General features: G+C 57.4%; 29 protein-coding genes, 2 rRNA genes, 1 pseudogene and 1 riboswitch (1 of these 33 cut by a window edge). Of the genes and pseudogenes, 10 read left to right on the top strand and 22 right to left on the bottom strand.

The window, feature by feature from the left end:
* The 3 genes from ACWGXE_RS15110 to ACWGXE_RS15100 all read left to right on the top strand — a co-directional run.
* Positions 1 to 197, top strand: a 23S ribosomal RNA gene (locus ACWGXE_RS15110) (it extends 2,812 nt beyond the left edge of the window).
* A 149-nt stretch (positions 198 to 346) separates the two neighbouring features.
* Positions 347 to 463, top strand: a 5S ribosomal RNA gene (rrf, locus tag ACWGXE_RS15105).
* 484 nt (positions 464 to 947) lie between these two features.
* On the top strand, positions 948 to 1,232 hold the full coding sequence (locus ACWGXE_RS15100) for a BrnT family toxin (protein WP_447598713.1): 285 nt from the start codon (positions 948 to 950) through the stop codon (positions 1,230 to 1,232).
* A gap of 715 nt (positions 1,233 to 1,947) precedes the next feature.
* Here ACWGXE_RS15100 and ACWGXE_RS15095 read toward each other — a convergent pair.
* The 4 genes and pseudogenes from ACWGXE_RS15095 to ACWGXE_RS15080 form a co-directional block, all read right to left on the bottom strand.
* A pseudogene (locus ACWGXE_RS15095) lies at positions 1,948 to 2,825 on the bottom strand (LysR family transcriptional regulator).
* On the bottom strand, positions 2,807 to 3,481 hold the full coding sequence (locus ACWGXE_RS15090; protein ID WP_447598711.1) for a DUF2938 domain-containing protein: 675 nt from the start codon (positions 3,479 to 3,481) through the stop codon (positions 2,807 to 2,809). The pseudogene ACWGXE_RS15095 and the gene ACWGXE_RS15090 overlap by 19 nt, the downstream one beginning before the upstream one ends.
* A 95-nt stretch (positions 3,482 to 3,576) precedes the next feature.
* Complete coding sequence (locus tag ACWGXE_RS15085; protein WP_447598710.1) at positions 3,577 to 3,807, bottom strand: DUF2798 domain-containing protein; 231 nt, start codon at positions 3,805 to 3,807, stop codon at positions 3,577 to 3,579.
* 479 nt (positions 3,808 to 4,286) lie between these two features.
* A complete protein-coding gene (locus ACWGXE_RS15080; RefSeq protein WP_447598709.1) occupies positions 4,287 to 5,162 on the bottom strand; it encodes an exodeoxyribonuclease III in 876 nt (291 codons plus the stop codon).
* Between the two features lie 340 nt (positions 5,163 to 5,502).
* Here ACWGXE_RS15080 and ACWGXE_RS15075 point away from each other — a divergent pair, with 340 nt between their 5' ends.
* Entirely contained in the window at positions 5,503 to 5,826 is a 324-nt protein-coding gene (locus ACWGXE_RS15075; RefSeq protein ID WP_447598707.1) for an FAD-dependent monooxygenase, read from the top strand.
* A 131-nt stretch (positions 5,827 to 5,957) separates the two neighbouring features.
* Positions 5,958 to 6,089 (top strand): hypothetical protein, encoded by a 132-nt coding sequence (locus tag ACWGXE_RS15070; protein WP_447598705.1) that lies wholly within the window; start codon positions 5,958 to 5,960, stop codon positions 6,087 to 6,089.
* A 57-nt stretch (positions 6,090 to 6,146) separates the two neighbouring features.
* On the opposite strand, the gene ACWGXE_RS15065 is transcribed toward ACWGXE_RS15070, so the two are convergent.
* On the bottom strand, positions 6,147 to 6,575 hold the full coding sequence (locus ACWGXE_RS15065) for a DUF6010 family protein (protein ID WP_447598703.1): 429 nt from the start codon (positions 6,573 to 6,575) through the stop codon (positions 6,147 to 6,149).
* A gap of 372 nt (positions 6,576 to 6,947) precedes the next feature.
* Between ACWGXE_RS15065 and ACWGXE_RS15060 the strand changes: the two genes are divergently transcribed.
* Both ACWGXE_RS15060 and ACWGXE_RS15055 read left to right on the top strand, forming a co-directional pair.
* Positions 6,948 to 7,313 (top strand): VOC family protein, encoded by a 366-nt coding sequence (locus tag ACWGXE_RS15060; protein WP_447598701.1) that lies wholly within the window; start codon positions 6,948 to 6,950, stop codon positions 7,311 to 7,313.
* A gap of 309 nt (positions 7,314 to 7,622) precedes the next feature.
* Positions 7,623 to 7,850: a hypothetical protein gene (locus tag ACWGXE_RS15055; RefSeq protein WP_447598699.1), complete on the top strand. Its 228-nt coding sequence runs from the start codon at positions 7,623 to 7,625 to the stop codon at positions 7,848 to 7,850.
* Between the two features lie 45 nt (positions 7,851 to 7,895).
* Here the strand turns inward: ACWGXE_RS15055 and ACWGXE_RS15050 are convergent, their stop codons facing one another.
* The 6 genes from ACWGXE_RS15050 to ACWGXE_RS15025 all read right to left on the bottom strand — a co-directional run bounded on the left by ACWGXE_RS15050 (position 7,896) and on the right by ACWGXE_RS15025 (position 12,280).
* A complete protein-coding gene (locus ACWGXE_RS15050; RefSeq protein ID WP_447598698.1) occupies positions 7,896 to 8,180 on the bottom strand; it encodes a hypothetical protein in 285 nt (94 codons plus the stop codon).
* A gap of 48 nt (positions 8,181 to 8,228) precedes the next feature.
* Positions 8,229 to 8,486: a hypothetical protein gene (locus ACWGXE_RS15045; RefSeq protein WP_447598696.1), complete on the bottom strand. Its 258-nt coding sequence runs from the start codon at positions 8,484 to 8,486 to the stop codon at positions 8,229 to 8,231.
* Between the two features lie 410 nt (positions 8,487 to 8,896).
* The gene (locus ACWGXE_RS15040) at positions 8,897 to 9,748 is read right to left on the bottom strand and encodes a hypothetical protein (RefSeq protein WP_447598694.1); all 852 of its coding nucleotides are present in this window, start codon (positions 9,746 to 9,748) and stop codon (positions 8,897 to 8,899) included.
* 74 nt (positions 9,749 to 9,822) lie between these two features.
* Entirely contained in the window at positions 9,823 to 10,164 is a 342-nt protein-coding gene (locus ACWGXE_RS15035; protein ID WP_447603752.1) for a molybdopterin-dependent oxidoreductase, read from the bottom strand.
* 263 nt (positions 10,165 to 10,427) lie between these two features.
* Complete coding sequence (locus ACWGXE_RS15030) at positions 10,428 to 11,726, bottom strand: MFS transporter (RefSeq protein ID WP_447598692.1); 1,299 nt, start codon at positions 11,724 to 11,726, stop codon at positions 10,428 to 10,430.
* A gap of 290 nt (positions 11,727 to 12,016) precedes the next feature.
* Positions 12,017 to 12,280, bottom strand: a complete 264-nt coding sequence (locus tag ACWGXE_RS15025; protein WP_447598690.1) for a hypothetical protein — start codon at positions 12,278 to 12,280, stop codon at positions 12,017 to 12,019.
* A 349-nt stretch (positions 12,281 to 12,629) separates the two neighbouring features.
* Between ACWGXE_RS15025 and ACWGXE_RS15020 the strand changes: the two genes are divergently transcribed.
* Positions 12,630 to 14,015, top strand: a complete 1,386-nt coding sequence (locus ACWGXE_RS15020; protein ID WP_447598689.1) for a flavin monoamine oxidase family protein — start codon at positions 12,630 to 12,632, stop codon at positions 14,013 to 14,015.
* Position 14,016: 1 nt separating this feature from the next.
* Positions 14,017 to 14,082: riboswitch (Fluoride riboswitch) on the top strand.
* Between the two features lie 87 nt (positions 14,083 to 14,169).
* Entirely contained in the window at positions 14,170 to 15,372 is a 1,203-nt protein-coding gene (locus ACWGXE_RS15015) for a cation:proton antiporter (RefSeq protein WP_447598687.1), read from the top strand.
* A gap of 3 nt (positions 15,373 to 15,375) precedes the next feature.
* On the opposite strand, the gene ACWGXE_RS15010 is transcribed toward ACWGXE_RS15015, so the two are convergent.
* The 3 genes from ACWGXE_RS15010 to ACWGXE_RS15000 all read right to left on the bottom strand — a co-directional run bounded on the left by ACWGXE_RS15010 (position 15,376) and on the right by ACWGXE_RS15000 (position 18,458).
* A complete protein-coding gene (locus ACWGXE_RS15010; RefSeq protein ID WP_447598685.1) occupies positions 15,376 to 16,233 on the bottom strand; it encodes an acyl-CoA desaturase in 858 nt (285 codons plus the stop codon).
* Between the two features lie 84 nt (positions 16,234 to 16,317).
* Positions 16,318 to 16,644: an RNA recognition motif domain-containing protein gene (locus tag ACWGXE_RS15005; RefSeq protein WP_447598683.1), complete on the bottom strand. Its 327-nt coding sequence runs from the start codon at positions 16,642 to 16,644 to the stop codon at positions 16,318 to 16,320.
* A 251-nt stretch (positions 16,645 to 16,895) separates the two neighbouring features.
* Positions 16,896 to 18,458, bottom strand: coding sequence for a hypothetical protein (locus ACWGXE_RS15000; RefSeq protein ID WP_447598682.1), 1,563 nt, complete (start codon positions 18,456 to 18,458; stop codon positions 16,896 to 16,898).
* Positions 18,459 to 18,744: 286 nt separating this feature from the next.
* On the opposite strand from ACWGXE_RS15000, the gene ACWGXE_RS14995 reads away from it, so the two are divergent.
* Positions 18,745 to 19,131: a hypothetical protein gene (locus ACWGXE_RS14995; protein ID WP_447598681.1), complete on the top strand. Its 387-nt coding sequence runs from the start codon at positions 18,745 to 18,747 to the stop codon at positions 19,129 to 19,131.
* Positions 19,132 to 19,160: 29 nt separating this feature from the next.
* On the opposite strand, the gene ACWGXE_RS14990 is transcribed toward ACWGXE_RS14995, so the two are convergent.
* From ACWGXE_RS14990 to ACWGXE_RS14955, 8 genes are all read right to left on the bottom strand, one after another.
* Complete coding sequence (locus ACWGXE_RS14990) at positions 19,161 to 20,966, bottom strand: mechanosensitive ion channel family protein (RefSeq protein WP_447598680.1); 1,806 nt, start codon at positions 20,964 to 20,966, stop codon at positions 19,161 to 19,163.
* Between the two features lie 98 nt (positions 20,967 to 21,064).
* Entirely contained in the window at positions 21,065 to 22,183 is a 1,119-nt protein-coding gene (locus tag ACWGXE_RS14985; RefSeq protein ID WP_447598678.1) for a PQQ-dependent sugar dehydrogenase, read from the bottom strand.
* Between the two features lie 123 nt (positions 22,184 to 22,306).
* Positions 22,307 to 22,813 (bottom strand): permease, encoded by a 507-nt coding sequence (locus ACWGXE_RS14980; protein ID WP_447598677.1) that lies wholly within the window; start codon positions 22,811 to 22,813, stop codon positions 22,307 to 22,309.
* Positions 22,814 to 22,821: 8 nt separating this feature from the next.
* On the bottom strand, positions 22,822 to 23,907 hold the full coding sequence (pqqE, locus tag ACWGXE_RS14975; RefSeq protein WP_447598676.1) for a pyrroloquinoline quinone biosynthesis protein PqqE: 1,086 nt from the start codon (positions 23,905 to 23,907) through the stop codon (positions 22,822 to 22,824).
* The gene (pqqD, locus tag ACWGXE_RS14970) at positions 23,904 to 24,185 is read right to left on the bottom strand and encodes a pyrroloquinoline quinone biosynthesis peptide chaperone PqqD (protein ID WP_447598675.1); all 282 of its coding nucleotides are present in this window, start codon (positions 24,183 to 24,185) and stop codon (positions 23,904 to 23,906) included. The genes pqqE and pqqD overlap by 4 nt, the downstream gene beginning before the upstream one ends.
* Positions 24,118 to 24,915 (bottom strand): pyrroloquinoline-quinone synthase PqqC, encoded by a 798-nt coding sequence (gene pqqC / locus ACWGXE_RS14965; RefSeq protein ID WP_447598673.1) that lies wholly within the window; start codon positions 24,913 to 24,915, stop codon positions 24,118 to 24,120. Before pqqC ends, pqqD begins: the two co-directional genes overlap by 68 nt.
* Positions 24,912 to 25,835 (bottom strand): pyrroloquinoline quinone biosynthesis protein PqqB, encoded by a 924-nt coding sequence (gene pqqB / locus ACWGXE_RS14960; protein WP_447598672.1) that lies wholly within the window; start codon positions 25,833 to 25,835, stop codon positions 24,912 to 24,914. The genes pqqC and pqqB overlap by 4 nt, the downstream gene beginning before the upstream one ends.
* Before the next feature lie 4 nt (positions 25,836 to 25,839).
* Complete coding sequence (locus ACWGXE_RS14955) at positions 25,840 to 26,172, bottom strand: hypothetical protein (protein WP_447598670.1); 333 nt, start codon at positions 26,170 to 26,172, stop codon at positions 25,840 to 25,842.
* Positions 26,173 to 26,174 lie beyond the last annotated feature (2 nt).

The following is a 26,174-nucleotide window of genomic DNA, read 5'->3' as shown; positions in this document are numbered from 1 at the left end:
GCGGCAGTGCCGGGTAGCTATGTCCAGTTGGGATAACCGCTGAAAGCATCTAAGCGGGAAGCCTGCCTCAAGATGAGCTCTCCCGGGGCGCAAGCCCCCTAAAGGACACTCGTAGACGACGAGTTTGATAGGCTGGGTGTGGAAGGCTTGTAAGGGCCGTAGCTAACCAGTACTAATCGTCCGTGCGGCTTAACATTTCTTTGCTCCTGATAGACATGGTCTGCGCGCGGCGAATCGGTGATTCGCCGCGCGAATTATGAATGTTGAATGGTGAATTATGAATTGTCTGAGTCAGGAAAATTCAACATTCCTAATTCAGCATTCATAATTCTCGTTTCACAAGATTCCCGGTGGCCTTGCCGGAGGGGTCACACCCGTTCCCATCCCGAACACGGAAGTTAAGCCCTCCAAGGCCGATGATACTGCAGCCGTGAGGCTGTGGGACAGTAGGACGCTGCCGGGGTACTAAAAAGCCTGCTAGAGCAATCTAGCAGGCTTTTTTATTTGCCCGGCAGCGCGAAGAGAGTCAGTGGGGTTTATCCGCTGACGGCAATTACGATAAAGCCATAATGAGTCTGCGGGTCGCACGAAGTGCGGTGTGGACCTCTGCCGGCGTGTAAAAAGGGGGCTTAATAGAAAGGGGGATTGATAGAAAGATGAATCACTCTTTTCTTTTGTCCGCCCCGATCAGACTGTGCATTCCGGTCCAGCGCAGATTCGCCGAACTGCTGTAGTCAGCAGATCACGGTCACGCACGACGCAGCATGAGCAAGCTCGGTCTCTTTCAGGGCACACACAATCGACTCGGGCTACAGGGTCAGTTACGTATCACCCTGATCGAAATGGTACAAGCTCTTCTTGCACAATATGGGTTGCTTGAAAAGGTATATCTATTCCGATTACCGTATCACCCGGATATCCGGGGAGTATTTTCGTGTGGAGTATGAATGGGCCTGCTGTTCGAGTGGGATGAGGAGAAGAGTCGGAACAATCTACGAAAACACGGCGTTTCATTCGGGGAAGCAAGTACAATCTTCGGTGATCCATTATCGGTGACGATTGATGATCCAGAACATTCCACCCGAGAACAACGATGGGTGACGCTCGGCCACTCAGCCAAACATCGGTTGCTAGCGGTCGTGCATACAGACCGAGGCAGCCGCATTCGTATCATCAGCGCCCGTATTGCGACGCGCTATGAGAGGGAGACATATGAAGAAGGCGAAGCGTAAAAGGCAGCGCGACATGCTTTCAGAATATGATTTCAGCAAAGGGGTCCGCGGGAAATATGCGAAGCGCTATGCGGAGGGGACTAATGTTGTCGTGCTTCCACCAGACCTCGCCAAGGTGTTTCCGACCTCTGAATCCGTGAATGAAGCATTACGAACTCTGCTCAGAGTTGGGAGAAAGCCATCCCGAAAGCTATCAGCGTAACGAGGTAGTTAAGCTCTCCAAGGCCGATGATACTGCAGCCGCGAGGCTGCCTCCATCAAGAAAGTCGATGGGGTCTATCCGACGAAGTTAATTACGATAAAGCGAGGAAGAGTCGCCGGTACGCGCAAGCGAGGTTTGGACCTCTACCGGGTTTACCGACCGGGATGTTGTAATCGATCCGGATGTCATGGCGCGGCGCGAGACGCGACATTACCGCCTCGACGAACACTTCTTCGGTGGGCGAAGGAGATTGACGCGGCGATCGTGCGTCATGGACAGCGCGTGCGGCTCTTCATCAGCCACGCCCACGTGGATGCGGAACTCGCATCACGGATTGTCGATGTCATCGAAACTGGTCTAGAGGTGCCAACCGGCGCGTTGCGGTGCACCGTGATCCGAGGTAACGGCGCTGGGATCGCCGCCATATTCCTCTTCTTGCGTAGCGGCAAACAGGGATAAGGAGCCGCTTTGCGGTTTCGTTCGCTGGCGTAATGACCAGAACCTCGAGCCAGACTAGGCGACGATGCCGCGCACGGCAGCGGCGACCGCTTCTATGAGCGGCTCCTCCGCGCGCTGGCAGAGGTGGGCGAAGAGCACCCGTACTTCATATTGAACGCCTCCGAGCAACTGGACCTCCCCTTTCGATTCGGCATCCTTCGCCGTATCGGCATGCAACAGGCCGACGCCGACTCCTCCCGCGATCAACGTTCGCGTCACGTTTTCCTGGTCCACGCTGACGAGCTTCTCCGGACGGAAGCCGTTCCGGTCAAACAAGGCTTCGGCCGTGCGTCCACAACAAGTGTTCGAGGCGGGGCAGATCCACGGCGTGCGTGCGAGTCTCCTCCAGTCGGGGCGTGCCGGATCGGTGCTCCAGCCTCGAGGGGCGGCCAGGAAGATGTCGATCCGATCCACTTCGATGTCTCGAGCTCTTGGTTCTGGTTGCCGTCGTCCGTGTAGAAGCCGGCATCCAGCGCGCTGTTCCGGAGCGAGCGCAGGATCTCTGCCGAATTCCCATATTTCAGCGCGACCTCCAGATCCGGAGCTGTCTCGGCCAGCCTGGTCAACAGCTTCCCCATCACAAGCGCACTCGTGGTACGGTTCGACCCCACTCGGATCTTGCCGCTCACGCCGCCCTTGATGCGCCGTGCCTCATCGACGAGCTCCTGATGCAAGGCCAATATCTGCTCCGCCTTCGGCAACAACTTGGTGCCATGATCGGTGGGGCTCATGCCACGAGACGTGCGTTCGAACAGCGCCAGCCCGAGTTCATCCTCCATCGCCTTGATATGGGCGCTCACAGCCGGCTGGCTCAGAAACAACAGTTCCGAGGCGCGCGTGATGCTGCGTTCTCGGGCGACGGTCACGAACGTTCTCAATTGGTAGATTTCCATCGCAGGCACCTCCACCGGTGCATCGTGGGCATCCCGTCTACGTTCCTATCCGCCCAATGGAACCACTCCGTCGGCGTCGTTGGCAAGAGGCAGGTGCGCCTGCCGCGAGACATCCGCGACGGGCCTGCCTGTGTGTCGTCGCCCTCTAGCCGGCGACGGGCAGGAGATAGTTTCCATGCGAGGGCTGAGAGGTACAGACCGAGGCCGAATACCGTATGGGTCACCAGGCTTTTCAATCTGGCTTGAGCCGGGTGAGGCGCGTTGGCTGACGCGATGCCGAGCCCCAACGCCGGTTGGACCACGAAATAGGGGATGAGCACGGTCCCGACCCCGACCAGGAGAGCTGGGAGGAAAGATGGCTGTTCCAGCCAGGCGCCTGACGTTGCCACGACGAGCAGCAACGCAAAGGTGGCGCCGATCAGAAAGTGCGCCGTCCAGCCGATCACACATTCCGCCGGTCGCTTCGCTGCGTTTCCGATGCGCGCGTGGGTAAAGGTGCCGTCGGTCATGTGGCTCAGCCAGCGCCCGACCAGACAAAAATTCAACGAGGCGATGTTAAAAGCACGTTGTAAGAAAAGATTCCAGAGATCCATGATCAACGCTGCGCCGATCCCGACGACGACCGCCTCCGCGATGTGCAATTGTTCCAGGTTCATGACGACCTCCTCTCTGTGCCCCACCTGCGAGATAGGGCCGGGTGAATCATCTGAGCGGCCCCCTGCCGATCGACCGGGGCGCTCGTAGCTGCCTCTCAAACCTTCTGTTCCACGACGAGCGACACCAGTTTGCGAACCAACGGAGTAATGACCGTAATGGTCGGGAACGCGATGGTAAACGCCAGCGCCCAGACCTTGAGCCAGATGCCGACGATGCCGCTGATCAGACCCATATTGAAGATCGAAATGATCGACGACATGATGCTCGACATGAGCAGGGCCATGAAAAACGAGAACACATAGGGGCTATGCTTCTGAGAAATCATTGTGAATCCCCCTTTCGAGATTCCCGCCGATTGCTGGTTGCCGAACTGCCGGATCCCGACTCACCGGTCGTACGCTGTGCCCCTCGCCGAGTCCTCAGCCTTGATGTATTGGGTATAAGGCCTGGCCGCCCGCGCGTCCAATTGAATGATCGGAGGGCAGGCCTCAGGATTGCTGAGGGGAGGCCGAGCGCTTGGGGGACGCCGAATCGAAGGCAGGGTTCAGCCGATCCTCACGAGGATGCCTTCGTCAGGTCCAAGGTGGAATCGGTCGGCATTCCAGCGTTTTTCGCCCCGTTGTAGATCGGTAGACAACACGAGTTGGCCGATGCGTTTGGACAGAGGAACTGTCGTGGGGGCCGGAAAAGAAAAAGGGGACAGGCACTTTTTTAGAGCCATCCGGAATAGAGAATGAGAATACGGAGCTCTTTTAGGGCCATCCGACACATCAGCTCAGTCCCGGCGGGCCCTGTGGCTGATCGCTACTTTCGCAAGCGCGCCGCAATGCGCGAATCGGCCGAAGTCCAGCCGGCATCGAACGGATGGCCGGGGCTGTCGATGTCGATAACCATCGGGGCGTGATCCGAGGGTAATGGTTTGCCCTTCCGCGCTTCGCGATCGATTTCGGTCCAGACAACGCGATGTCGTAACGGCGCCGTCACGAGGAGGTGATCGATGCGCATACCGAAGTTTTTATGAAAATTACCGGCGCGGTAGTCCCACCACGTGTATCGCCCGGGTTCCGGGTGATGCAATCGGTACGCATCGATGAATCCCGCGTTCGACAGCTGCGCAAAAGCCTGCCGCTCGCGCTCGGACACGTGCGTACCGCCATGACAGGCGCGTGGATCCCACACATCGATATCATCGGGCGCCACATTGAAATCGCCGCCGATGACGGCCGATGTATCCGGCGTGACCGCATCGTTGATCCAGCGAGTCAGCCTATCGAACCATACGAGCTTCGCCTCATAGAATGGCGAGCCCACGAGCCGGCCGTTCGGCGCGTACACACAGATGATGCACACGCCGCCGCATTCGGCGCTGACCATTCTCGCCTCAGCCAACGGTTCGTCATCACCGGTATCAGACGTCCGCGCAGGCCGTAGCGGCTCTCCAAAATTCGTGATCACTCCCCCAATGCCGCACCGACTCGCGATCGCAACGCCGTTCCATCGACCCTCACCATGGTGCACCAGCTCGTATCCGGCCTGCTTGAATGTTCCGGCAGGCGCGTCGGCGTCGGCCAGCTTCGTTTCCTGCATCAGAAGCACGTCCGGCTTCGCCCGATCCAGCCACCACATGACCTTTTCCAGGCGAGCCTTCAGCGAGTTCACATTCCAGGTGGCGATCCGCATGCCTGAAGAGTACCCCATCTTGGCCAAGTGTAGGGGGAAAAAACGGCGCGCGCTACTTTTCTAGGCGTGACTCGGGTAGCAAGCAGATCTTCGTGAAGCCTGGCATGCAACTAGCCTGACGCCGACCGGAAAGGCCCCGGACAAGGCGACCATGCCCAAAAAAATCATAACGGTTGTGCGTTGTATTCACCTAGGGCGCTGGGTAGAAGAAGGTGATATTCTACCTTTTGTAGCTATCCGGTCCCCGCGCGCGATGGCAGTCGAATAAAGAGGGATACGACGAGCTGATAATCAGCCCCGTGGAGTTGATCCCTAAACCAACCTTGGGCTCGAGGAACTGATGCCTGTGAAGCTCTCAACTCAATGTTGCATTGTCGGCGGAGGACCGGCCGGGATGATGCTTGGCTTGATGCTGGCCCGCGTCGGAGTGTCGGTCGGTGTGCTCGAGAAGCATGCCGGTTTCCTCCGCGATTTCCGCGGGGACACCCTCCATCCCTCTACACTGGAGGTGATGCATGAACTCGGGCTGATCGATGATTTGCTGAAGCTTCCGCACCAGAAGGCTTTCCAGATCAACGGTGTATTCGGTGGGCTCGCGGTAACGGTGGCCGATTTCTCACATTTGCCGGTCCGGTGTCCGTACATCGCCTTCATGCCGCAGTAGGACTTTCTTAATTTTCTTGCCGGTCAGGCATCCCGTTATCCGACATTCACGCTGCGAATGGAGACCGAAGTCACCGGGCTCATCAAGCAGGACGGTCGGGTGGTTGGGGTCCGGGCGAAAAAAACGAGGAGATGGAAGTACACGCCGGGCTTGTGATCGGCGCTGATGGGCTCGCGCCTCCGCTCGCACTGGGAATGCTGAAGCGCTATGCGCCGAGCGACAAGCCGGAAGCGATCGAGGCCGACTTGGAAGCGAGGCTGTAGGCCCTTTGGAGTTCTGCGCAGGCCCACCCGTCCCGCGCGATGGACGACTCAGTAGTCTCACCACCACCAAACCAGCAAGAACGCCCCGACGATCCAGTCGTACACGACGCAAAAGGGGATGTACCAATGCGGCGTCTGGGCATAAGGGCCATGGCGGTGATGAAAGAGATCCCAGAATCCATGGGCCACATATCCTCCGGCGATCAAGAGCGGATTGAACTGGAGGCCTGCCTGGCCTATTGCGGCGAATGCCAGCGCGCCGGCGAGCTCGATGAGGTTCGCGCCTGGCCGGCCGTCCCGCGCGGCGAAGCCGACATAGGCCCCACCAATTACGGCCAGCAGGAGCGCAGCCCATTGCTGAGCCAACGGTTTCGGGAGCGCGAGAAACACGGGAACCGTGGCCACGCCGAGCAGCAGACCGGCCCAGTACGGATATGCGGCCGGGAAATTAACCGCGGGCTTACCGGTAGCCGACTCAAGACTCATGCGTGCCTCTCCTTTTCGTGTCAAACAACAGATAACGGCGTGTTGCTTTTATATTAACAATTCAGGATAAGAAAACGTGCCGAGGCCTTTGACCCAATAAAGGTGGACTTCCATCCCAGCGATTTCGTCGGGATCCATGGCGATTTGCATGTGCAAGAAGTCGGCATTGTGGTGTGTCGTTCTTGACTCTCTCCTGTTATAAAGCCTAGCCTCGACAGTCATGCGAGTCGTTGTAATTGGATCAACAGGACGGAGTTCTGACCCGATTTACGGCCACCTAACCTTGAGATCGATAAATTGAACCAGGATGAGTGTCAGGGGACAGAGAAGTCTGGTGATACACGATTCTGCATATTGACCATGTGACCGGTGGTGGTACGGGATGTCCCCGAGGCGAAAGCCTTCTTTGCTCTCCTGGGATTTGTCGACGAGAAATCGATAATTATCTCCGGTGGATTGTTCGCCCGCTACATGGGCGTGGAGGAAATGCAGGCGACACCCCGGTTTGAAATTCAGCTGCTGCGATATATCCGGCCTGAGCGCCTCTCTGACGAGGACCTCGGCAAGCTCGCGCGACCCGGCTATAACCACATCTGTTTCGTGGTGAAGGGTTTGGAAGTCGAGGTGAAGCGGCCGAGGAGCCAAGGCTTGTGGAACCAGCGCTGTTTACCAATGGTGCATCAGCCGCATCTCCAAGGCATCGCCGTGTATCGCTGCTGGAAGGGGTTGAATGGCTGACGCTGAGGAATCAGGTCATGAGCCAACAACGTTGTTGGAGGTTTGTAAGGCTCGTGAGAGGGCCGAAGGGTTTTCTCCGTCGGAATATTCCTCGCTGGACGTCGACAGCTTGATGGGCCTTAGAGTCAAGGAAGTCGCTTCGCCGTCCTACGCTCTCGATCGACCGGTCGTTGTACCGGGTGATCACGTCCAGCCGGCTGATCCAATTCACCTCCGCCCGATGCTATTCGATTAGGCATTGAAGCGGCCAAACGCCACGCGATTCAGCAAGTGGCCACGTATATCGAGAGTGTCACCATGAGCCGAGATATGGATCTCACGGGTAATGATTACCAAAGCTACACCGCCGGTGTGGTCACCGTGGTGAATCAACAGATTACGACGCGGTTTGATGGGGAGACGGTGGTGATCCGTGTGGATCTCACGGGGAAGGTGGATCCCAATGAAGTCATGCACGCCATTGCGACGTTTCGAGAACATGAGAGCGGGTCCCGCAATCTTGACTTGTTCCAGGCTGACATGGGCGTATTGCGGTAGCCATATTGGAATTGGGAATCGATCGGTTGCGTGATCTCAGACAAGCTATTTCTTGTCCTTGACGGAATTATTCGCCGCCGGCTTCTTGGATGCCTTGTCCTGCTCTTTATCCCTGTCAGTGATGTTCCTGAAGGTATCCCCGATCGCCGGCCCGATCTTCGGAATCTCATCGCCAATATTCTTGGCGGCGCTCTTGAGTCCCTGCCCGATATCCTCGATGGTCAGGCCTTTATTCGATTCTGTCTTCTCACTATCCGCGGCGTCGGACGGAGCCGTGGTGATGCCGCTCAAAATGCCGGTTAAACAAAATATGAGCAACAAACTTCGCATAAGGGGCTTCCTTCATCCCATGTTATCCTGTGCGGTCCAGCTTCTACCTTACATATGGAAAACATAGTCGGGATCGGCTTCCGATTCAACAATAGGATTGGCGTGCATATCGATCATAGCGGTCACAATACCCGCGTACACTTTGGCTGCCGCTACAGACCAAGCTGGATTGAAAGGATCGCCGCGAAAAGCCGCCTCCGCCGCTTTTCTTTCATCGTGCGTCAAGGCCCGCGTTTTCTCAACGGTGGGATGTTTGGCTGCGGCAAGCGCTCCGCTACATTTATCTTCCATCATATCCTGTGGCATGCGGCCCTCCTTCCTTACGGACGTTCAAAGAGGCTACTATGAGATCAAGCAATGTTAGTGCCGGAGTAATCCAAGTCGCCGGGTCATCGTCTCTGGCTTGCCTCTTACCTATGCATGGGCTGGATTCTCCCTTTTTAGGTACCCTCCCATTTTCATAAGGTTAAGGGGTATATGCGCCTCTTGATGGGCCTAGCCTCTCCGTTTTTTTACCCTGGTGGAAATAGAAAATCCCTAGTTCGTATGACAGCCAAGCGGGGGAATGTTGGAAGTGAAGGTGTCGGCGCGGAACAGATTGCCCAAAACCGGCACCAAATGTATCCAGTTCGATACAGCCTGGTATCTGTTTAGATCGCTAGAGATATTGGAGAAAGCGTGGATTCGAGCAGAGGGAAGATTCGTCTAAGACTGCACTACTTGATGGTGAAGTTCATTACCATTCCCTTTCGAGCATGCGACGAGGAAGCACTGGGATTGGGAAACAAGCAGATGAATGCGTAACGTCCTTCCGGCAAATCTATCGTAAATGATCCCTCTCTCCCAGGCTCCAAGCCGGTCATGCCCCCGATCAGCCGGCCAGGCATCGCCATCGCCGCGTCCGGCTCGAAAGCCGCAAGAATATCGCTTGCCTTGGCGTTCGGATCCAGTCGCACCACGCTGACCTGGTGAGGCTGTGTGCCGCGGTTTTTGACATAGAAACTATGTCGGCCGCTAAGAATCGACTGAACGACCACAAACTCATAATCGCGCATCGCCAAATGATAATGGTTCATCTGAGGTTGAACGGAGGTTACCTGCTCGGTGACTCGTAATTCCTTTGTCATGCCGAGCGCGACGTGTGGAATGCCGGACTTTGAGGGAATCATGCAGATGAGCGCGTAGGTACCGGCTTCCAAATGAACTCTGGCGTCCGCTATGCCACCGGGGCTCACCCCATTCGGCCCGCCCATGTGTTTGGCCCATTCTGGGACCGAGACCAGTGGACCTTGCAGCGCCGCGGCCAGATCCGCGACGGTCTTCCCCTCGGTCAACTTCAACAATTGAATGTGATGGGGCTCGTGGCCGTGATTGTGGATTCGAACGGTCGCCGGTCCGGCCGGCAACGAGTCCGGTCCCTCAAAGGCATAGTCCTCGGCGACAAATATCGCGATCGGCGGTTCGTGGGAATCTACAGACCCAGAGCCGAGGATGTGTTGAGCGCAGCCGGCGGCCAGAAGAATGAAGGTAAGAATAACAGGAACACCACGGCGACTGAGATTCACCATGACGATCCTCGCGAATGTAGAAGCGTACAGGCCGACCGGAGACAATCTGGTTCCAAACACTTATATGCCCTTCCTTAGTGAATGGCAAGTGGACTATCCACCAGATTGCCGGCTCGGCGTGGGTTCAAATGGCCGCCACTTGATCCTAGTACTGAACGTCTTCGCGATAGCCGCCATGACCTCGCCGACGTCCCTGAGGTTTCGAGCAGTTCGATCCGGTACAAATACTTCACCATCTTGTAGCCATACTTGTGCTCGATCCGGAGGCGGCAGGGAGCACCACGTTCGGTCGGCAATGGCTGCCCGTTCATCTCGTATGCCAACATGGTTTGGGGATCGCGGACTTCATCGAGTTGAAACGCCTCATAGTAACGGTTGGGGGCATACTCTCTCCGAGCAAGCGAGTGAAACGCAATGTAGCGGGCTGGGCGGTTGCGGCCGGCACAAGTGCAGGATGTGGCTCACACGGACGCCGCCCGATTCCGTCACTTCAGCCCAACCTTGAATGCAATTATGTTTCGTGATTTGTTCTTGCTTAGGTAATCCGTGGAGATCCTCACGAGGCCGATAAAATCGAAGCTCCCGGCCGCCTGTTTTCAGCCGAATAGTGACGGATACCACTGAAAAGAGGCGATCGATGATTTTTCGGCTGTGGGAAATGTCTCATAGAGGTCCGGCTTCAGCAGCGACCCAAGGAGGCGGGGGGCGGGAAGCCTGCGCCATCCCATGCGGCTGGGGCTTGCAGCGGTCTCCCCTGTGCATCGGTCTCCGCCGGAACAGGAATGCGATCGTTTCCGTATGGGAGCCACGGAACCCAGACCAGTAAAGCCAGAGTGATTCCCGAAGCGAGCCAGATGAGCGGACCGACCTCGTGGTGAAAAACCGCTTCGTAGAGATGGCCGCCGAGAATCGAGCCAACCTGTCCCCCCGCGCTATAGAGAGCCATCAGTGCCGCGAACGAGAAGGCCGCCACGCGGGGAGGACAAACCATGGCGGCCAGACTGAACAAGGTGAGGAGCGAAATCATGCTGATCACGCCGCCCACAAAATACAAAAAGACCGCGCTGAAAGTGTCGACCAATAGCAGGTGAGCAAGAGAAACCATGCCGGTCAGTATGATATTGAGCGAGAGCAGGCCGGGACCGTGAAATCGACCGGCGAGCCAATTCTTGTAGCCGATGGCGCCCACCGCCGCGCCGATCGCGCCCACGGCGTTCAATTGGCCGAGAAAATACTGGTCGAACATCAGGCGATCGGTCATGTGATAATAGAGAGGCGTGGTGAAACGGGGAGTGAGATTCCAGACAACAAGAAAGCCCGCCACGACCCAGAAAGCTCGCGACGTGAGTACCATGCCAAGCGCCTTCCTCGTGGCATGGACATGATCCATGTGTCTGACGGTCCTTTCCTCCGGTAACAACCAGATGGTCGCAAGGCTCACTGTCAAAGGAGCGGCCACGATGATCAGTGCCGCCGCATGCAAGGCCGTAGCGGGTTCCAAGGAGTGCGTCAGCCATCCACCGAGAAGCGCTGATCCGACCGCGGAAACATTCAGCCAGGTCCACTGTTGTCCCTGAAATGCGCGGATCAGCCCTGTCCGCTGCCCCTGTTCCACCATGAGCGCATCAAGGACAACATCGGTCGCCGCGACGCTGATGGTGGTCAGGCAGAGAATGCCGATAATGAGTTCAGCCGAGAACAGTTGTGTGAGCCACGCATATCCCATTGCAGCTCCGGCAAAAGTCACGAGCAGATAGCTCTTCCGACGGTATCCGAATAAAGGAACGAAATCGGTGAGGAGCCCGTATAGGGGCTTCACAATCCAAGGGAGGGCAGCCATCGCCAGCGCTTGATTCACTTCGTCCGCTCCCAGGCCGAGCGATTTCAGATAGTACGTCAACGGATGGTTCAGCAGTCCGGTGAGACCTTGCGCGCAAGCGGCCACGCCGAAAAAAATCATGAAGCGCCGGGATGTCATCGAGTTTTTCATGGTCGTACAGCGGGCAAGCGGGCCGCTTGCTGATCGTGTGCTGGCGAAGCAGGCCCGCTATATGTCACATAGCAAGGCGCCGGAGGCTGTGCAAGCATGGCTGAAACGAAGCGCGGCCGGCCTTCGATTCAGGAAAAGAGGACAATGGGGCAGGCAGATCTATGACTTCAAGTGTGGAGGGAACCCGTATGGATCTGACGGGACTCAGCGGTCATCTTTGAAATATAGGCGTGAATAGTCGTCATGGAACAGTCTTCTCATGTCACCGTGTCATGATGCTAACCGGAAATATATTCCGGTTCTTGTTCGGCATTCGTCTCTGAAGAAGTCGTAAATTCCTGCTTTTTTTGCATCGCTTTCAAGATGCCTGCGTACACTTGCGCTGCGGCAGCCGACCAGGCGGGATTGAACGGCTCGCCACGAAATGCCGCCTCGGCAGCTTTCGCTTCATCATAGGTGAGGCTACGAGGCGTATCGGCCGTATCCTTTCTTATTGTGGTTTCCCGGCTGCATTCATGTTCCGCCATGTCCTGTCGTCGCATGAGCCCCTCCGTTTACGAGTGCCTGGTAGATTTAAGAAGCAATCTCGATGCCAAAACTTGCCGCTTCGTCTTTCTCACATTCTCCCGTTGATTCAACCAAGATGTCAGGCCGGCAGCCACATTGACTTTCGATGGTGATTCAGGCACTTACGGTGGACGTGCGATCCGGACCTCCGTCTGAAACAAGTCACGTGCACGCGATGCCAGAAATCCGAGATACCCCATTTATTCGCTTTGATGTGTGTCGCATTCGTCCCAGCGGATGTGTCATGTGTCGTTTCCACTCAGAGGGATGGCTGAAACCGGCTGATGCTCCGGTTCCACCGGCCACGCCGGTTAGGGGTACAGGATGACGACTGATCCGTCGCTTCGAGGCCGCTCCGTTGTCGTGGTAGGCGCCGGTTTGGCCGGTCTCGCTGCCGCCGTGGAACTGAAGAAGTGGGGAGCGGCCGTGACGGTCTTCGAGGCCCGCGATCGCACCGGCGGCCGTGTGTTGACAATGAGAAAGGAATTTGCGGATGAGCAGCATGCGGAAGCCGGCGGCGACTTTATCGATGAGGATCACAGCGAAATGTGCCGGCTCGTACGCAGCTATGGCCTCACGCTGACTCCGATTCTGCGGTCGGGCTTTGCGTTTGTACGTTCTCGACGCGATGGCAAGATTGGTCTCCCCATCCGTAGTGAAAAGGTCTGGCATCAGCTTGCCGAAGCCTTGCATCCATTCATTCAGGCATACCGGTGGAGCGAAGAACGATGGGACGGGGCCGTGGCAAAACAATTGGGCTCTCTGTCCGTAGCAGATTGGATGAAGCGGGCACGACTTCATCCCAATGTTTCAAGCATGCTGTTCGGTCTGCGGGGTTTCTTCCTGGGAGATCCGGCCGATCTGTCGCTTCTCGCGCTCGTTGATCAGATCGCGTCAGACACACCGGGAAAAGGACGCATGTACCGGATCCAAGGCGGCAACGATGCCTTGTCGTCCGCGCTGGCCGCCGAGCTTCGCGAGCGCGTGCGATTGCGGCATGAAGTTCTCGCGATTTGCCAGGGCGAAACCGGAGTGCTCCTCACGGTTCGCATGGCAAGCGGAGATGAGGAGCGGGTACGGGCCCATTATGTCATTGTAGCCCTGCCTGCCGGAAGGCTCCGCTCTTTGGAGTTTGATCCGCCTTTACCTCATCAACAACGGACTGCGATCACGAAGCTCCGGTACGGTCCCGTCACAAAGACTCTGCTGCAGTTTGATCATCGATTCTGGCGTAGACGTGGCCGCCCGCTGGCTTATGGGACGGATCTGTCGACCGGTGCAGTCTGGGATGGCAATGAAGAACAGAAAGGGCGTCACGGCATTCTCTGCCTCATGGCCGGAGGATCGGCGAGTGCGGCCACACAAGAGCTGCTTGCGAACGTGGGACCGCAGGAACTGGTACGGCGGCTTGATTGGTTGGGGGCGTCGCGCGGAACGTTACTCGCGTTCGAGACAGTCAGCTGGGAGCAGGACCCATGGGCAGGCGGCGGCTATGCCGTGTTCGGCCCTCAGTATGACACGTCCCTTCGTCAATGGCTGGCTCGTCCATTCGGCCGCATTCTCTTTGCCGGAGAACACACGAGCCTGCGCTGGCAAGGCTACATGAATGGAGCCGTCGAAAGCGGACTCCGAGCTGCCGCGGAGGTCCGTGCGTTGCACTCCTTGCGCCGCGAAATTCGTTTTCTTTCCCACTCTTTTCCAGTAAAGTAGCCGGTACACAGGGGATGGAGTCCCCCGTACAACCGCCCTGCCCGGGGCTGATGACTCCTACGCTACATCGGTAGCCATGGAATCATCGCGCACGGCTCTCGCGCCGAAGTGAGCGCACGTCCTGCGCTCCGGCGGAACAAAGGAGGACTCCTGCATGGACCAGCTCTTTTTCATTGCTTCTCTGTGGCTTGCCTTGGCGGTGCTGTCGGCTCTTATCGCGTCCCGTCTTCGTCTGTCGATTGCACTCGTCGAAATCTGTGTGGGCGTGGCTGCTTCGGCATTAATGGCAGCGCTCGATCTCGGCGATGTGCTCGGGGCGAATATGGAATGGGTACGGTTTCTCGCCTCGTCCGGCGCGGTCGTGCTGACTTTTTTGGCCGGGGCCGAACTCGATCCGGTCGTCATTCGGACCAAGCTGACTGAAATCAGCATGGTAGGCTTCGTCGGATTTCTGGCTCCTTTTGTCGGCTGTGCAGCCGGCGCCTATTATGTGCTGGGCTGGGACGTCAGAGCCAGCTTGCTGTGCGGGATCGCCCTCTCCACGACATCGATGGCCGTGGTGTATGCCGTGATGCTTGAAACCGGATTCAATCGTACCGAGTTCGGCAAAGGAATTTTGGGATCTTGTTTCATCAATGATCTGGGAACCGTCATCGTCCTTGGACTCCTGTTCGCCCCATTCACATACAAGACAGTTATATTTATCCTCTCCAGCATCCTAGTTCTCGCCCTTTTACCCGGGCTCATGGCATGGATGACGGGGCGGTACGCAAATAGGACCGCCGCTATTCGCACGAAATGGGTCATGCTGATTTTGTTCGGCCTCGGGGCGATGGCTCTGTGGTCGGGCAGTGAAGCCGTCTTACCCGCCTACGTCGCCGGAATCGTCTTGGCCGGAACCGCAGCCAGGGACCAGCAGTGGATTCGTCGATTACGGACGCTGACCGTGGGTTTCCTGACGCCGTTCTATTTCATCCGAGCCGGAACACTGGTCTCATTACCGGCCCTCGTGTCGGCTCCCATGGTGTTCCTGCTCTTATTGGTGGGGAAGGTGCTCTCCAAGATCATCGGCCTCTACCCAGTCGTCGGTCTCTTTCGCCAAGAGCGGAATGAGCGCTGGTTCTATACATTGATGATGTCGACGGGTCTCACCTTTGGAACCATCTCTTCGCTCTATGGACTGGCTCACGGGATCGTGACCCAGCAGCAATATTCGTTTCTGGTGGCTGCTGTCATTGCCAGCGCGGTGGTTCCTACGATGATCGCGGGCCTGGCTTTTCTTCCTCACCACCTCCTGCCGGCCGACAGACATCGCACGGCGATCCCGCGACTCAATGGATTGAGCGACGAAGGATAAGTTTTATGTAGTGGAGACTGTGCGGAGCGACTTGGCCAAGCCGATTTTCGAGAGAGTGAAAATCAGCCACTTGGACGGATCGAAGTTGTACCAGCGTGAGCCGTTTCGATAATCACTCGGATAGGCATGGTGATAATTGTGATATCCCTCTCCGAATGTGACCAACGAGATCCACCAGTTATTGCGGCTTGAGTTGGATTCGCTATGGGGTTGGCTTCCCCAAAGATGGCACACGGAGTTGATGCAGAATGTTGAATTGAGCACCGCAAACGTGCGTCCGACGCCGGCGAGCAAAAAGCAACCGATCCCTCCCATCCAACCATGGGCCAAGAGGCCCACGATAAACGGCAAGGCGAGTCCGGAGAGCACGATCGGCACGTAATAGCGGGATTGCCATATGACGATCGGGTCCTGCCTCAGACGTGCGGCATACCGTTCATCGGTATAGCGGTCCGTGGCGAACAGCCAGCCGCAATGGCTGTGCCAAAATCCGCGCCGGGCATTGTAAGGGTCCCCCGGCTTGTCGCACTGCGCGTGATGCCGGAGATGATCCGCCGCCCACTTGAGCACGGTGTTTTGGAGCGCCCAGCCACCGGCAACGAGCAAGGCCACTTTGACTCCGTTCGGACAGTCAAAGCTGCGATGTGCGGCGAACCGGTGATACCCGACCGTGATTCCGAGCCCGGAGACGACGTACAAGCACACGAACAGCACCCAGTCGAGCGTTGTGTAGCCATACAGATATCCGAACGCCGGGACGACGACCATGGCGCTGACGGTAATAATGCCAAATAGGACGCTGGTCCAGATGTTGTGGCACGCTCTGGTGATAGGGACCGGTCGTTGAGAGAAGGCGATCACGCGGGGAGTAGTGGCTTTCCGATATAAGAGGGGAGCGCCTGCCGAGCGGGCGCTCCCTCTCCATGAGTCAAAACGGGCGTTCGCTTAGAAACGACCGCGACCGCGGCTTTCTCCGCCCCGGCCTCCGCCTCCGCCGCCGAATCGCCCAGCGCCGGAACGTGGTTCCTGCGGCTTGGCTTCATTGACGGTCAGCGTGCGGCCTTCCATCTGTGTCCCGTTGACGGCCGAAATGGCTGCCTGGGCTTCTTCTTGGCTGGACATTTCGACGAAGCCGAAGCCTCGCGATTGCCCGGTGAATTTGTCCGTGATAATCCGCGCCGACTCCACCGTGCCGTGTTGAGCGAATAAATCGTTCAACTGTGACTCGGTGGCAGAGTATGGCAGCCCGCCGACATACAACTTTGAACCCATCGGGATTCTCCTTCTAAAGATGACATTGTCTCGGACGCGAGAAGGGTCGATAGGAAGTAGCGGGCCGAAGGCGCGAAGCGACGTGGGCAACCTTGGTCTGGCTTCCGAACACTCTCCCGGATCGAACAACATCGGTGACAGACCTGCTTATGTCAAGCTTCAACACGAGGTCCTGCGTGTTGAACAGGGTTTATCGTAGCAAAATCGTCAAGAGAACGCAAATAGACGGTAGAGTGCCAGAAAGGGACAGGCTAGCGGCCGGGCAAGCGGTAGAACTGGAACTCATCTCCTGAAAAGGCGGCAACGAATTCAGCGGGAAGCGGCGGTTGTAAATTTTGTCCGCGACGTACGACGAGATAATCGTAGTGTTTCCCGATGATATTCCAAGGGATAGGCCGCCGGTGGCTGATAAATTCCTCCATGGCCGGCATCGCGCTGTAGGGAGGAGTCAGTTCGATTGGTTGCTGGCTGGGGGCGGAAAAAATATTGGAGACGAACGCCGCCCTGGTGATCACCGCCCAGCAAGCCAAATTCGCCATTGGAATCGGTTCTGGATGACGAGTCTCGCTGATGTCCACCGGATTGGTCGAACCCAATTTGATCGCCGAAAATAAGCGCACGCCCTGCGGTAACCGGTCCAAGGCCTCTACGAATTGGGTGTAATGAAAATCGGCTTCCTGCCATCGGAGGGAAACATAGCCGACTCTAAGAAGAAAAAGGGACGCAAGCGAAACGGCGAGGACTACGGCCCACCGCCGAGGAACAGGCTTCCAGTCGGAGCCCGCCACCGCAAGAAGGACGAAGGCGATCGGCATGCGGATTTCCACCATCGACATGGCGCCGATAGTGCTGGGCATGGCCAGGGCGGCGATGCCGAGAATGGCCAGCGGGACAAACATCGGTCCACAGATCGACAGTCGTCTGAACGCAAATCCGCCGAGGATAACGGCAAGCAAAACGCCGACCGTCGCACGATCCAAGGTCTGATGATTCGTTCTGATCGTCCCCTTCATAGCTTCGACTTTGGTTGAAAATGGGACAAAGGTCACCGAAGAAACGGTTGAGGTTCCTTTCATGGCCAATGGGAGCTGATCGGAGCGAGGCCAGAAAGTAGGGGAGGCCAATAGCAGGGCGGTCGGAAGCAATAATGACAGCGCTGCCTTCGCCAACGTTGATTCGACCAGTCGGGGCGAAGCCGGCCGGTGCCGCCATCGCTGTCCAAGTTCATATCCCGACAGAAGAAGAACATAGACGCCGAAGGCGAACAGGTGAGAAAAAAACAGCAGAACCGTCAGGACGGAAAATAACGGCATAGTTTGCCAAACAGGTCGATGGCGATAGGCAACCCAGCCGGCAAAACACCAGATCGCCAAGCCCAGTCCGAACAGATAGTTGAGGAATCCCCACAGCAGAATGCTGTTGAAAAGGAACAAAAAGGCCGTGAGGGGCCACCATGACCAACGTTTATGGAGCGCGTAGTGCAGCGCGATGACACCCCCGGACAGCGAGAACAATGTCAGGCCGATAAAGATCTTTCCGGCGATCTCAATTCCGACAAGGCGGGCAAGCGCAGGGACGAGGACATCGATCGCGAGATTAGGAAGAATATCCCAGCGAATTCGGTAATACCGGCTGAGATACTCGGAATGGCCGTCATCGGCCAGGATCTGCATACGGGCCATGTGATTCGGATAGTCCACCAACGGAGGAATATGGACGAGCGACAGTGGAATCAATACGATGCATAGGAGGATGATTGCTGCTGGAAGCACGTGCGCGGCTCTGACTGACGACAATGATTGCAGGTGCTGCATCGTTGGTCTTATGCAGAGGCAGGGAAAACTGTGTGCCTGTTCGGGACGCTGACCAATGCGATCGGACAGAGGTGAACGAGAGACATGATCGCACGCGATTTTCTCTTGAAGCCGTCGGGATTTCAAGTTCGAATATCGCCGGGCTATCGTCGAATAGCGCTCAACGGCTGACAATAAAGAGCCACATTATGCGTTATGATGAACAGGAGGGAGGCTTTCTGCGCGGGCTGCCGGAACGATGGTCGGAGCATCGGCGGCCGCGGCAATGCAAAGCGAGGAGACACCTATGCGCGGAACCACGGCGGCTCAAATCCATATCGAAATCATCGAAACGGTCATCAGACTCTACGTTTCTCTTGGGCAGAGCCTCGATCATTGCTTGAATGAAATCGGCACCGGCATGGTTGAGGAGCATGAACTGCAGGCCCACCTCTCTGCGAGCCGGGCACAGATCAGTGATATCCTCGCGGGGAATCAGGCGGTCAAACGGAAGTTTGAGGAGGAATGCAAACGTCTGCTTTCCCTTACCTCCGCCTGTTTTTCGAACGGTACACAATATTCCGCCGCCATGAAGCAGGCAAAAATGGAACGTGACGTACTCAGGCAGAAGACCGCGGCGCTGGCGGATTTATTGGACTTGCTTCAATCGCAGAACGGCGGACCACGGCAATAGCCGCGCAGGTGTCTCCGCGATGGAAATGATCAAGAGTGTCCGCCCTCGGGTGGGGCCGAAGGATTGCGCGCATAGGCTCGCCGCGGCGCGCGATCGGAATCATCGGTGAACTGAGTCGGTTGGGCCGGCCTCGGTTGACCGTTTGGGATGGCTTCTCCCTGACTTTCCACAACACGGTACTTGGGAAGAAACCGTCCGTTTTCAAGCGATTGGACGAAGGCCACGAGTTGTTCCCGCAATAGACAGCTCAAATCCCATGCCGTCGGTCCATCCTTCGCGCTGCAGATAGCGCGAAGTTCGATGCATTGCTCCCGGACACCAATCACTTGCACGGAGGGCTCGGCCCGTCCATCCCATAGCGGGCAGGTCTTCAAGAGCTCGGCGAATTTGGCGCGCACAAGTTCGATATTTGTCCCGTAATCCACGAACAAGTGAATGACGCTGAGCACGTTCGATTCGCGCATGGACCAATTTTCAAACGGGTGGGAAATGAAATACGCGACCGGGACCACCAGTCGCCGGGCATCCCAGGTGCGGATCGTGACATAGGTAAAGCCGATATCCTCAATATAACCCCAATTCCCTTCAAAACTGACGCTATCCCCGATTCGAGCCGGCTGAGTGATCGCAATCTGCACGCCGGCCAGGATATTCCCCAGTACATTTTGAGCGGCGATGCCGATGATAACGCTGAGGATGCCGGCCGAGGCCAGGAACGACGTTGACCACCCGTCCAAGATGCGGGCCTGATAGATTCCCACGCCGACGCCGGCGCAAACCGCGCAGAAGATCACAAGCCGGCGGATAACGGAAACATGAGTGAGCAGTTTGCGTGCTTCCGATTCTTCCTCGAGCGCGATCTTATCCCGGTAAATATTGCTATAGACTTCAGCCAACAATTCGATCACTCGGATGCCCAGCCACGTCACCGCGATGATCAAGACGACGGAAACGATCGGTTCGAAGAGGCCGAATACCGGCCCGGACAACGACAACAATGTGTACGTCACATAGTAGAAGACGAAGGCGGACATCAGCAGCACGATGGGGCCTTGAGTACGCGACGCGGCGACTTTGACGAACGTGCCTCCGAACCGCTGAAGCAGAAACACAATGAGGCGTTCCATGAACAGGCCGAGTGCCGCCGCCGCAATCGTACTCACCAGCATGATCAACCCTTGCCAGACGGGATCGCCGTTGTACAAATGCCGGCGCACGGAAGGAGGAAAATACTGAACGAGCGGGCCTGGTCCGTATGTTTGATAGAGGGGAATGATCTTCTCGACGGTCGCGGGCGAAAACAGCCAGACGGCCGACCCGTCGGAGGGCTTGAATCGTTCGAGCCTGATTTCGACATCCCATTGGTTCAGGGGTATCGTGGCGACTTTGATACTGCGTCGGGGCTTACCTGCGTCCGGCGATGATGCTCTGCTGTCGCCGTCGAGTTGCCCGTCTTCACGGTCGGGAATCGTGGATCGATTGATCCACGGCTGTTTATTTAAGACATAATAAAAACGTTCGGCCAAGTAGGGGGCGTACCATGGCCGGTCGGCGATCGGAATCGAGGCGAGGTTCAGCGCCCGGCTGGCCTTTGCGAAATCTCCTTCACGGGAGGCGTCGAAGAAATTTTTGAGCGTCTCTTGAGGGGTGCGAAGATTGAGCGGCCCGCCAGACGGCGGCACGCCTTCGTTCAATTTGTCGACGAGGAATACATCCTGGGGTGGAGGGCTTTCATGGGCGGGCGGAGGAAAGTCAGGCCCCTTTCCCCATGCGGGGGCCAAGGCCATGGCAATGCTGGCGACGGAGAGAAGAAAAATCAGGCGACCTGGGGCCATGGCTGTTGATCCTGAACCCGGCGAATGAGGGCTGTGTACACGCCAGAGTGTGCGGAAGCGGAAAAGTCTGATCAAGGGAATTGGAAGAACAATGCGCGCTATCGGGCCTCCTGATAGCCGATGCGATAGATTACCCCGGCTTGATCGTCCGATACCAACAGGGCGCCGTCCGGCATGACCAGGACATCGGCCGGCCTTCCCCAAGCCTCCGCTCCTTGCAGCCAGCCTTGCGCGAAAATGGAGTATCGCCATTGTCCCTGCTGGTCCCGCGAGGCCAATGAAATCCGATAGCCGATCTTTTCACTCCTGTTCCAAGACCCATGTTCCGCGATAAAGATCCGGCCTTGATACTCCGGCGGGAACATGGCGCCGGTGTAGAAACGCATGCCCAAGGCCGCAACATGGGGCCCCAGGTTGAGGACCGGCGCCGTGAACCGATCACAGGGCTGATCGGCGCCGTACTTGGGATCGGCGATCGTGCCGCCATGGCAATAGGGAAATCCGAAGTGCAGGCCGGCAGACGGAGCATGATTCAACTCGTCCGGCGGCTGATTGTCGCCCAGCCAGTCCCTGCCGTTATCCGTGAACCATAAGTGACCGGTCGCTGGATCCCAATCAAACCCGACCGAGTTCCGAATGCCGCGGGCGACAATTTCGTAATCGCTTCCGTCCTGGTTCATCCTCGCAATAAGTCCAAAGCGATCCGGTTCCGGATCGCAAATGTTGCAAGGCACGCCGACCGCGACATACAGTTTCTTGTCCGGACCGAATGCGAGATATTTCCATCCATGGGAAGTTTCCTTGGTCACGCGATCAGTCACGACCACAGGGGCCGGCGGATCGGCCAGATGTTGTTCGATCGCGTCGAAGCGCAGGATGCGGTCCACCGAGGACACAAAGAGAGCACCGTCTTTGAACGCCACGCCAACCGGCATGTGGAGATCGCGCGCGATGGTATAGACGCGGTTCGCCCGACGGTCTCCACCGCCATCCACTATCGCGTAGAGCCGGCCGTCTTGCTTGCTCCCGACAAACAGGGTGCCGTTCGCGCCGAGGACCATGCCCCGCGCATTCGGGACGTCGGTGGCATATAGACTGATGGAAAATCCCGGCGGGAGTCTAATTTGGTCCAGCGGAAGAGAGCCCGCTCTCGCGCAAGCGACACCCGTCAAGATGAGGCAGCCGGCGGCGGCAAGGAAGGCCAAGGGAGTTTTCATGACGCCTCTCCATTCTGAGGGAAGATTTCATCGCCAAGAACGGGACGGGACACCACAGCTTCAACGACGGCGATGCCGATTCAGGTGCTGGGTCCACCGGCTCCTCGGGCGGCGTCGTAGCGCCTACCATCGACGATCAAAAAGATCGTACAGCCATTGTCCTATCCATCCCAATAGCGGCGGGACGAGCAAGCCCGGCAGCAGCCGCGAGAGGGTCATGGGCCAGCCGAGGAGCGGCGCTTCATAGCTCAGCATGCGAATAGGACTCAGAAGCACCTTGGCCGTGATCAGCGCGATCAATGGCCCCGGCGACGCGCCTTGTCGAAGCAAATTCGCCACGATCGGAAAAATCAGGTACGGACCGCCGGGAAGCAAAAGTCCGATGCCCCAACCCATGAGAATGCCGTACAGTAGATTCTGTCCGCCGAGCCATTGCACCAATTGTCCTTCCGGAATCAAAACCTCCAAGAGCCCTGCCAGAAGAAATCCGAGCACAAGCTCAGGCCAGACGCCGCCGAGCAGCTTTGCGGATGTCCGGATGGCCTCGCCCAACAGCGGCGGATGTTTACTGAACACAACCAGCGCGAGGAGCATCGTGCCGGCCAGCAGAATCAAAAAATTCAAATCCATGAGGCGCTTCATGGGATCATTGTCAGAGCGCGATACCGAAACGAAGGGGTGTCGGAGCACGCGGCATCGGCTCTGGCCCGGAGAACAATCTCGTGATCGGGCGAAAGGGCACAAGCGGGGTCGGTCACCGCTGGATTTCCCGTGAGATGAAAAGCCTGGCAGCGGCATCCCCCGAAATCCACCGAGCGCCGCTCGCAGGTGCGGCAAGGCGCCGGCATCCACTCTTCGCCGCGAAAGCGCTGGAATAGTACCGATGATTCCCAGATCTCGCTGAGCGGCAGATCCGTGATGCGATCGGGTGTGACGTCCGGTAATGTATGGGCCGCGTGGCAGGGGAGGACGAGTCCATCCGGTGTCACGACCACATAGCGTCGCCCCCACCCATCCATGCAGGCCTTGGGCACGTCGGAATAGTAATCTGGCAGCACGTACAGAATTTCCATACGACCCAAAAGCCGGGCCTTTGCCTCCCGCGCCCGGAGCCGAGCCCGATCAAGCTGTTCTTTACTCGGAAGCAGTGCGCCGCGATTGATGAAAGCCCAACCGGCGTACTGCGTCGTGGCCAATTCCAAGCGATCCGCTTCCATCTCTTCGGCAATTGCAATGATGTCCTCGATTTCATCAAGATTCTGCCGGTGCATCACCACATTGATCGTGAGCGGCAGTCCCGATTCCTTGACCCATCGAGCGGCGGCAAGCTTGCGATTGAAACACGATATGCCCGCGATTCGGTCGGACGAAGGAACCGCGGCCGCTTGAATAGACAATTGCACACTGTTGAGCCCGCATTGTATTAGCCGATCAAGCCGCGGTTGGTCGAGGGGGACGCCGCTGGTGATGAGATTGGTGTACAGATCGAGCCCATGCGCTGCCTGGATGAGATCTTCCAAATCATCGCGCAATAACGGCTCGCCTCCCGTCAGATGGAGTTGAACGATGCCCAGCGCGTCCGCCTCCCGGAATAATCGCCGCCATGTGCCGGTCTCCAAGGCGGGCCGGTGCAAATAATTCGTCGGATTGGAACAGTAGGGACAACGAAGGGGGCATCGATAGGTCAACTCGGCGATCAGTGTGTAGGGCCGTTCGCACGTCATGCCGTTGCTTCCTTGATAAGGCCCCGCCGTTCCAACGCAAACAGAAACTCAGCTAAGTCATGCGCCAGGGCCGGGGGAGGCGAGTCCGGATGGGCGGCTGCAAGGATCTCGATGATCATGGCGACCGTATTGGCTCCGGTGCAGAGCCGTACAATCTCGCTCGCCGTGCGGTTCAGGACGAGACCCCGCTCCGGGCAAAGCAAGAAATAGTCATGCGAGATCGGATCGAACCGAAGCCGCGCTTTTCTGGTCAATGCAGGACGGCTGTATCGGGTCATGGCAATCGTTCTCCCCGGAACCATCGATCACAAAGGTCTCGTACAGGTGGTCGAGGAGGTCCCATAAAATCTCAGTTTTACGAATGAGCGCCGATACACAGCGCATCTGGCTCTCATAATCGACGGCCTGGGATAGAACAAACGAAAGGGCCTCTTCCGAGTCACGGGCGGCGCGCGGCACTCGGGTTCGAAAATACTCCAGCGCGGCACGGTCGACCCAAGGATAATGGCGTTCCCACGCGGCGAGGCGAGCCGACATGAGATCAGGCGCAAAAAGTTCGGTAAGCGAGGAAGCCACGGCTTCGACAAGCGAGGCGTGCTGCACGAATGAGACATAGCCGTCGCACGCGAGCCGCACGCCGGGCAGGACGGAGCGAAGGGATTGAACCTCGTTGTCGTCAAGGCCGACCCCACGAGCAAGCCGCCGCCAAAGAGCCAGACCACCGTCGTCGTCTCCGATCCCGTCATGATCCTGAATGCGACGGATCCAAGAGCGGCGAAAGGCGGGATCCTCCGACTTCGAAAGAATGAGGGCGTCTTTGATGGGAATTCTGGTCTGGTAATAGTACCGGTTCAAGACCCATTGCCGCAGTTGATGACGTGTCAAGCGGCCTTCGTGCATCAGCCTGTGAAACGGATGCTGGTCATGATAGCGACGGTGCCCCTCGGTGCGAAGCAGGGCGATAAATTCCGCCTGGCTGAGAGGAGCCCGCTTTTTCTCGGTACTCAAAGGACTATCTCCATGCCGTCGTACGCTACTTCGATCCCAGCCGAGTCGACGAGCTGCCGTTCGTGCGACCGTTCATCCAAAATGGGATTGGTATTGTTGATATGGATAAGAATCCGCCTGGCGATCCGGAGCGACGAGAGCATACGGACGCTGCCGTCCTGACCTTGAAACGGCCAATGACCCATCTCGCGCGCAGACCGTTGTCCCAGACCCAGTGCAATCAATTCATCATCGGTCCAAAAAGTGCCGTCAAAAAAGAGGCAGTCGGCACCGTCAAGCAGGCGTAGGAAGTCCGGACTCGGACCAGCCACGCAGGAAGCATAGACCAGCGTGCGTCCGGACGCGACGTCGCGGATCGAAAGCGCGATGGTATCTTCTTCATCGGGCGGGAGTTCACCCATCAGATGAAGCGGTACCTTGCCTCGGACCGGAATCGCCGTCATCAGCAGCCCGCTCGGCCGACCGTCCGGGAGAGGCAGGAGTTCTTCTCTCGCGTGAAGTTTCAATGCATGCCAGGTGATTTGATCCGGTGTTCGATTCAACGTTCGATACAACACGTTGCCCTGAATGAATCCGTCGCGGACACGAGCGGTCGCATACAGGTGGAGCGGTTGGGATTCACGCAATGACAGCAAACCAAGGCACTGATCCAGATCTCCATTGGTCAAGAAAATACCGGCGAGGGGCGTCTCGCGGCCCGCTTTCGGATGGAGCGGTGCAAAGCTCTCGATCTGTGCGCGAATGTCCGGTGAAGCGTGGAGCAAGAACCAATGACGTCGATCCGCGCTGAAGGCGATCGAGGTTTGTGTTCGCGCTTGAGCTTGAATGGCTCCCTGTCGCCAGCCATGGCAATTATGGCAGGCACAATTCCATTGCGGGAATCCGCCGCCGGCGGCCGATCCCAACACTCGTACCCACATGGGGCTATGTCCCTGTGCCGGGTTGTGCGGGGATCTGCGCCGCCTGTTCATTCAACGGCCGCGCCGGCACCATCTTTTCGGGGACGCGCTCGTCAAAGTCTTCCTGATAGGCCCCAATCTCAGAACTCATCTTGATTTCACGGAAGTATGGTGTTTCCCAGGGCATCTCGAACTCCCTCTCTTCAGTAGATCTCGCCACGGTGCCATGAAAACCATCTTGGTAAATGCGCAATCTTGTGTCAAGGCGGAATGTCGGCTTGCGGCACGGAATCGACGCGCCGGCATGAGTTAAATTCCGCCTTCTTCGATAGGGCCGTTTTTCAACCTTGACAGGCATGT

It is taken from the genome of Nitrospira sp. Nam80, from assembly GCF_965152575.1.
This window is presented reverse-complemented; position numbering and strand designations above follow the sequence as displayed.

What these genes read in the sequence shown, in the direction of transcription:
- ACWGXE_RS15100 (WP_447598713.1), top strand. Translation starts at nt 948, where the DNA reads ATGGGCCTGCTGTTCGAGTGGGATGAGGAGAAGAGTCGGAACAATCTA.
- ACWGXE_RS15090 (WP_447598711.1), bottom strand. Translation starts at nt 3,481, where the DNA reads ATGAACCTGGAACAATTGCACATCGCGGAGGCGGTCGTCGTCGGGATC.
- ACWGXE_RS15085 (WP_447598710.1), bottom strand. Translation starts at nt 3,807, where the DNA reads ATGATTTCTCAGAAGCATAGCCCCTATGTGTTCTCGTTTTTCATGGCC.
- ACWGXE_RS15080 (WP_447598709.1), bottom strand. Translation starts at nt 5,162, where the DNA reads ATGCGGATCGCCACCTGGAATGTGAACTCGCTGAAGGCTCGCCTGGAA.
- ACWGXE_RS15075 (WP_447598707.1), top strand. Translation starts at nt 5,503, where the DNA reads ATGCCTGTGAAGCTCTCAACTCAATGTTGCATTGTCGGCGGAGGACCG.
- ACWGXE_RS15070 (WP_447598705.1), top strand. Translation starts at nt 5,958, where the DNA reads ATGGAAGTACACGCCGGGCTTGTGATCGGCGCTGATGGGCTCGCGCCT.
- ACWGXE_RS15065 (WP_447598703.1), bottom strand. Translation starts at nt 6,575, where the DNA reads ATGAGTCTTGAGTCGGCTACCGGTAAGCCCGCGGTTAATTTCCCGGCC.
- ACWGXE_RS15055 (WP_447598699.1), top strand. Translation starts at nt 7,623, where the DNA reads ATGGATCTCACGGGTAATGATTACCAAAGCTACACCGCCGGTGTGGTC.
- ACWGXE_RS15050 (WP_447598698.1), bottom strand. Translation starts at nt 8,180, where the DNA reads ATGCGAAGTTTGTTGCTCATATTTTGTTTAACCGGCATTTTGAGCGGC.
- ACWGXE_RS15045 (WP_447598696.1), bottom strand. Translation starts at nt 8,486, where the DNA reads ATGCCACAGGATATGATGGAAGATAAATGTAGCGGAGCGCTTGCCGCA.
- ACWGXE_RS15040 (WP_447598694.1), bottom strand. Translation starts at nt 9,748, where the DNA reads ATGGTGAATCTCAGTCGCCGTGGTGTTCCTGTTATTCTTACCTTCATT.
- ACWGXE_RS15030 (WP_447598692.1), bottom strand. Translation starts at nt 11,726, where the DNA reads ATGACATCCCGGCGCTTCATGATTTTTTTCGGCGTGGCCGCTTGCGCG.
- ACWGXE_RS15025 (WP_447598690.1), bottom strand. Translation starts at nt 12,280, where the DNA reads ATGCGACGACAGGACATGGCGGAACATGAATGCAGCCGGGAAACCACA.
- ACWGXE_RS15020 (WP_447598689.1), top strand. Translation starts at nt 12,630, where the DNA reads ATGACGACTGATCCGTCGCTTCGAGGCCGCTCCGTTGTCGTGGTAGGC.
- ACWGXE_RS15015 (WP_447598687.1), top strand. Translation starts at nt 14,170, where the DNA reads ATGGACCAGCTCTTTTTCATTGCTTCTCTGTGGCTTGCCTTGGCGGTG.
- ACWGXE_RS15005 (WP_447598683.1), bottom strand. Translation starts at nt 16,644, where the DNA reads ATGGGTTCAAAGTTGTATGTCGGCGGGCTGCCATACTCTGCCACCGAG.
- ACWGXE_RS15000 (WP_447598682.1), bottom strand. Translation starts at nt 18,458, where the DNA reads ATGCAGCACCTGCAATCATTGTCGTCAGTCAGAGCCGCGCACGTGCTT.
- ACWGXE_RS14995 (WP_447598681.1), top strand. Translation starts at nt 18,745, where the DNA reads ATGCGCGGAACCACGGCGGCTCAAATCCATATCGAAATCATCGAAACG.
- ACWGXE_RS14990 (WP_447598680.1), bottom strand. Translation starts at nt 20,966, where the DNA reads ATGGCCCCAGGTCGCCTGATTTTTCTTCTCTCCGTCGCCAGCATTGCC.
- ACWGXE_RS14985 (WP_447598678.1), bottom strand. Translation starts at nt 22,183, where the DNA reads ATGAAAACTCCCTTGGCCTTCCTTGCCGCCGCCGGCTGCCTCATCTTG.
- ACWGXE_RS14980 (WP_447598677.1), bottom strand. Translation starts at nt 22,813, where the DNA reads ATGGATTTGAATTTTTTGATTCTGCTGGCCGGCACGATGCTCCTCGCG.
- pqqE (WP_447598676.1), bottom strand. Translation starts at nt 23,907, where the DNA reads ATGACGTGCGAACGGCCCTACACACTGATCGCCGAGTTGACCTATCGA.
- pqqD (WP_447598675.1), bottom strand. Translation starts at nt 24,185, where the DNA reads ATGACCCGATACAGCCGTCCTGCATTGACCAGAAAAGCGCGGCTTCGG.
- pqqB (WP_447598672.1), bottom strand. Translation starts at nt 25,835, where the DNA reads ATGTGGGTACGAGTGTTGGGATCGGCCGCCGGCGGCGGATTCCCGCAA.
- ACWGXE_RS14955 (WP_447598670.1), bottom strand. Translation starts at nt 26,172, where the DNA reads ATGCCTGTCAAGGTTGAAAAACGGCCCTATCGAAGAAGGCGGAATTTA.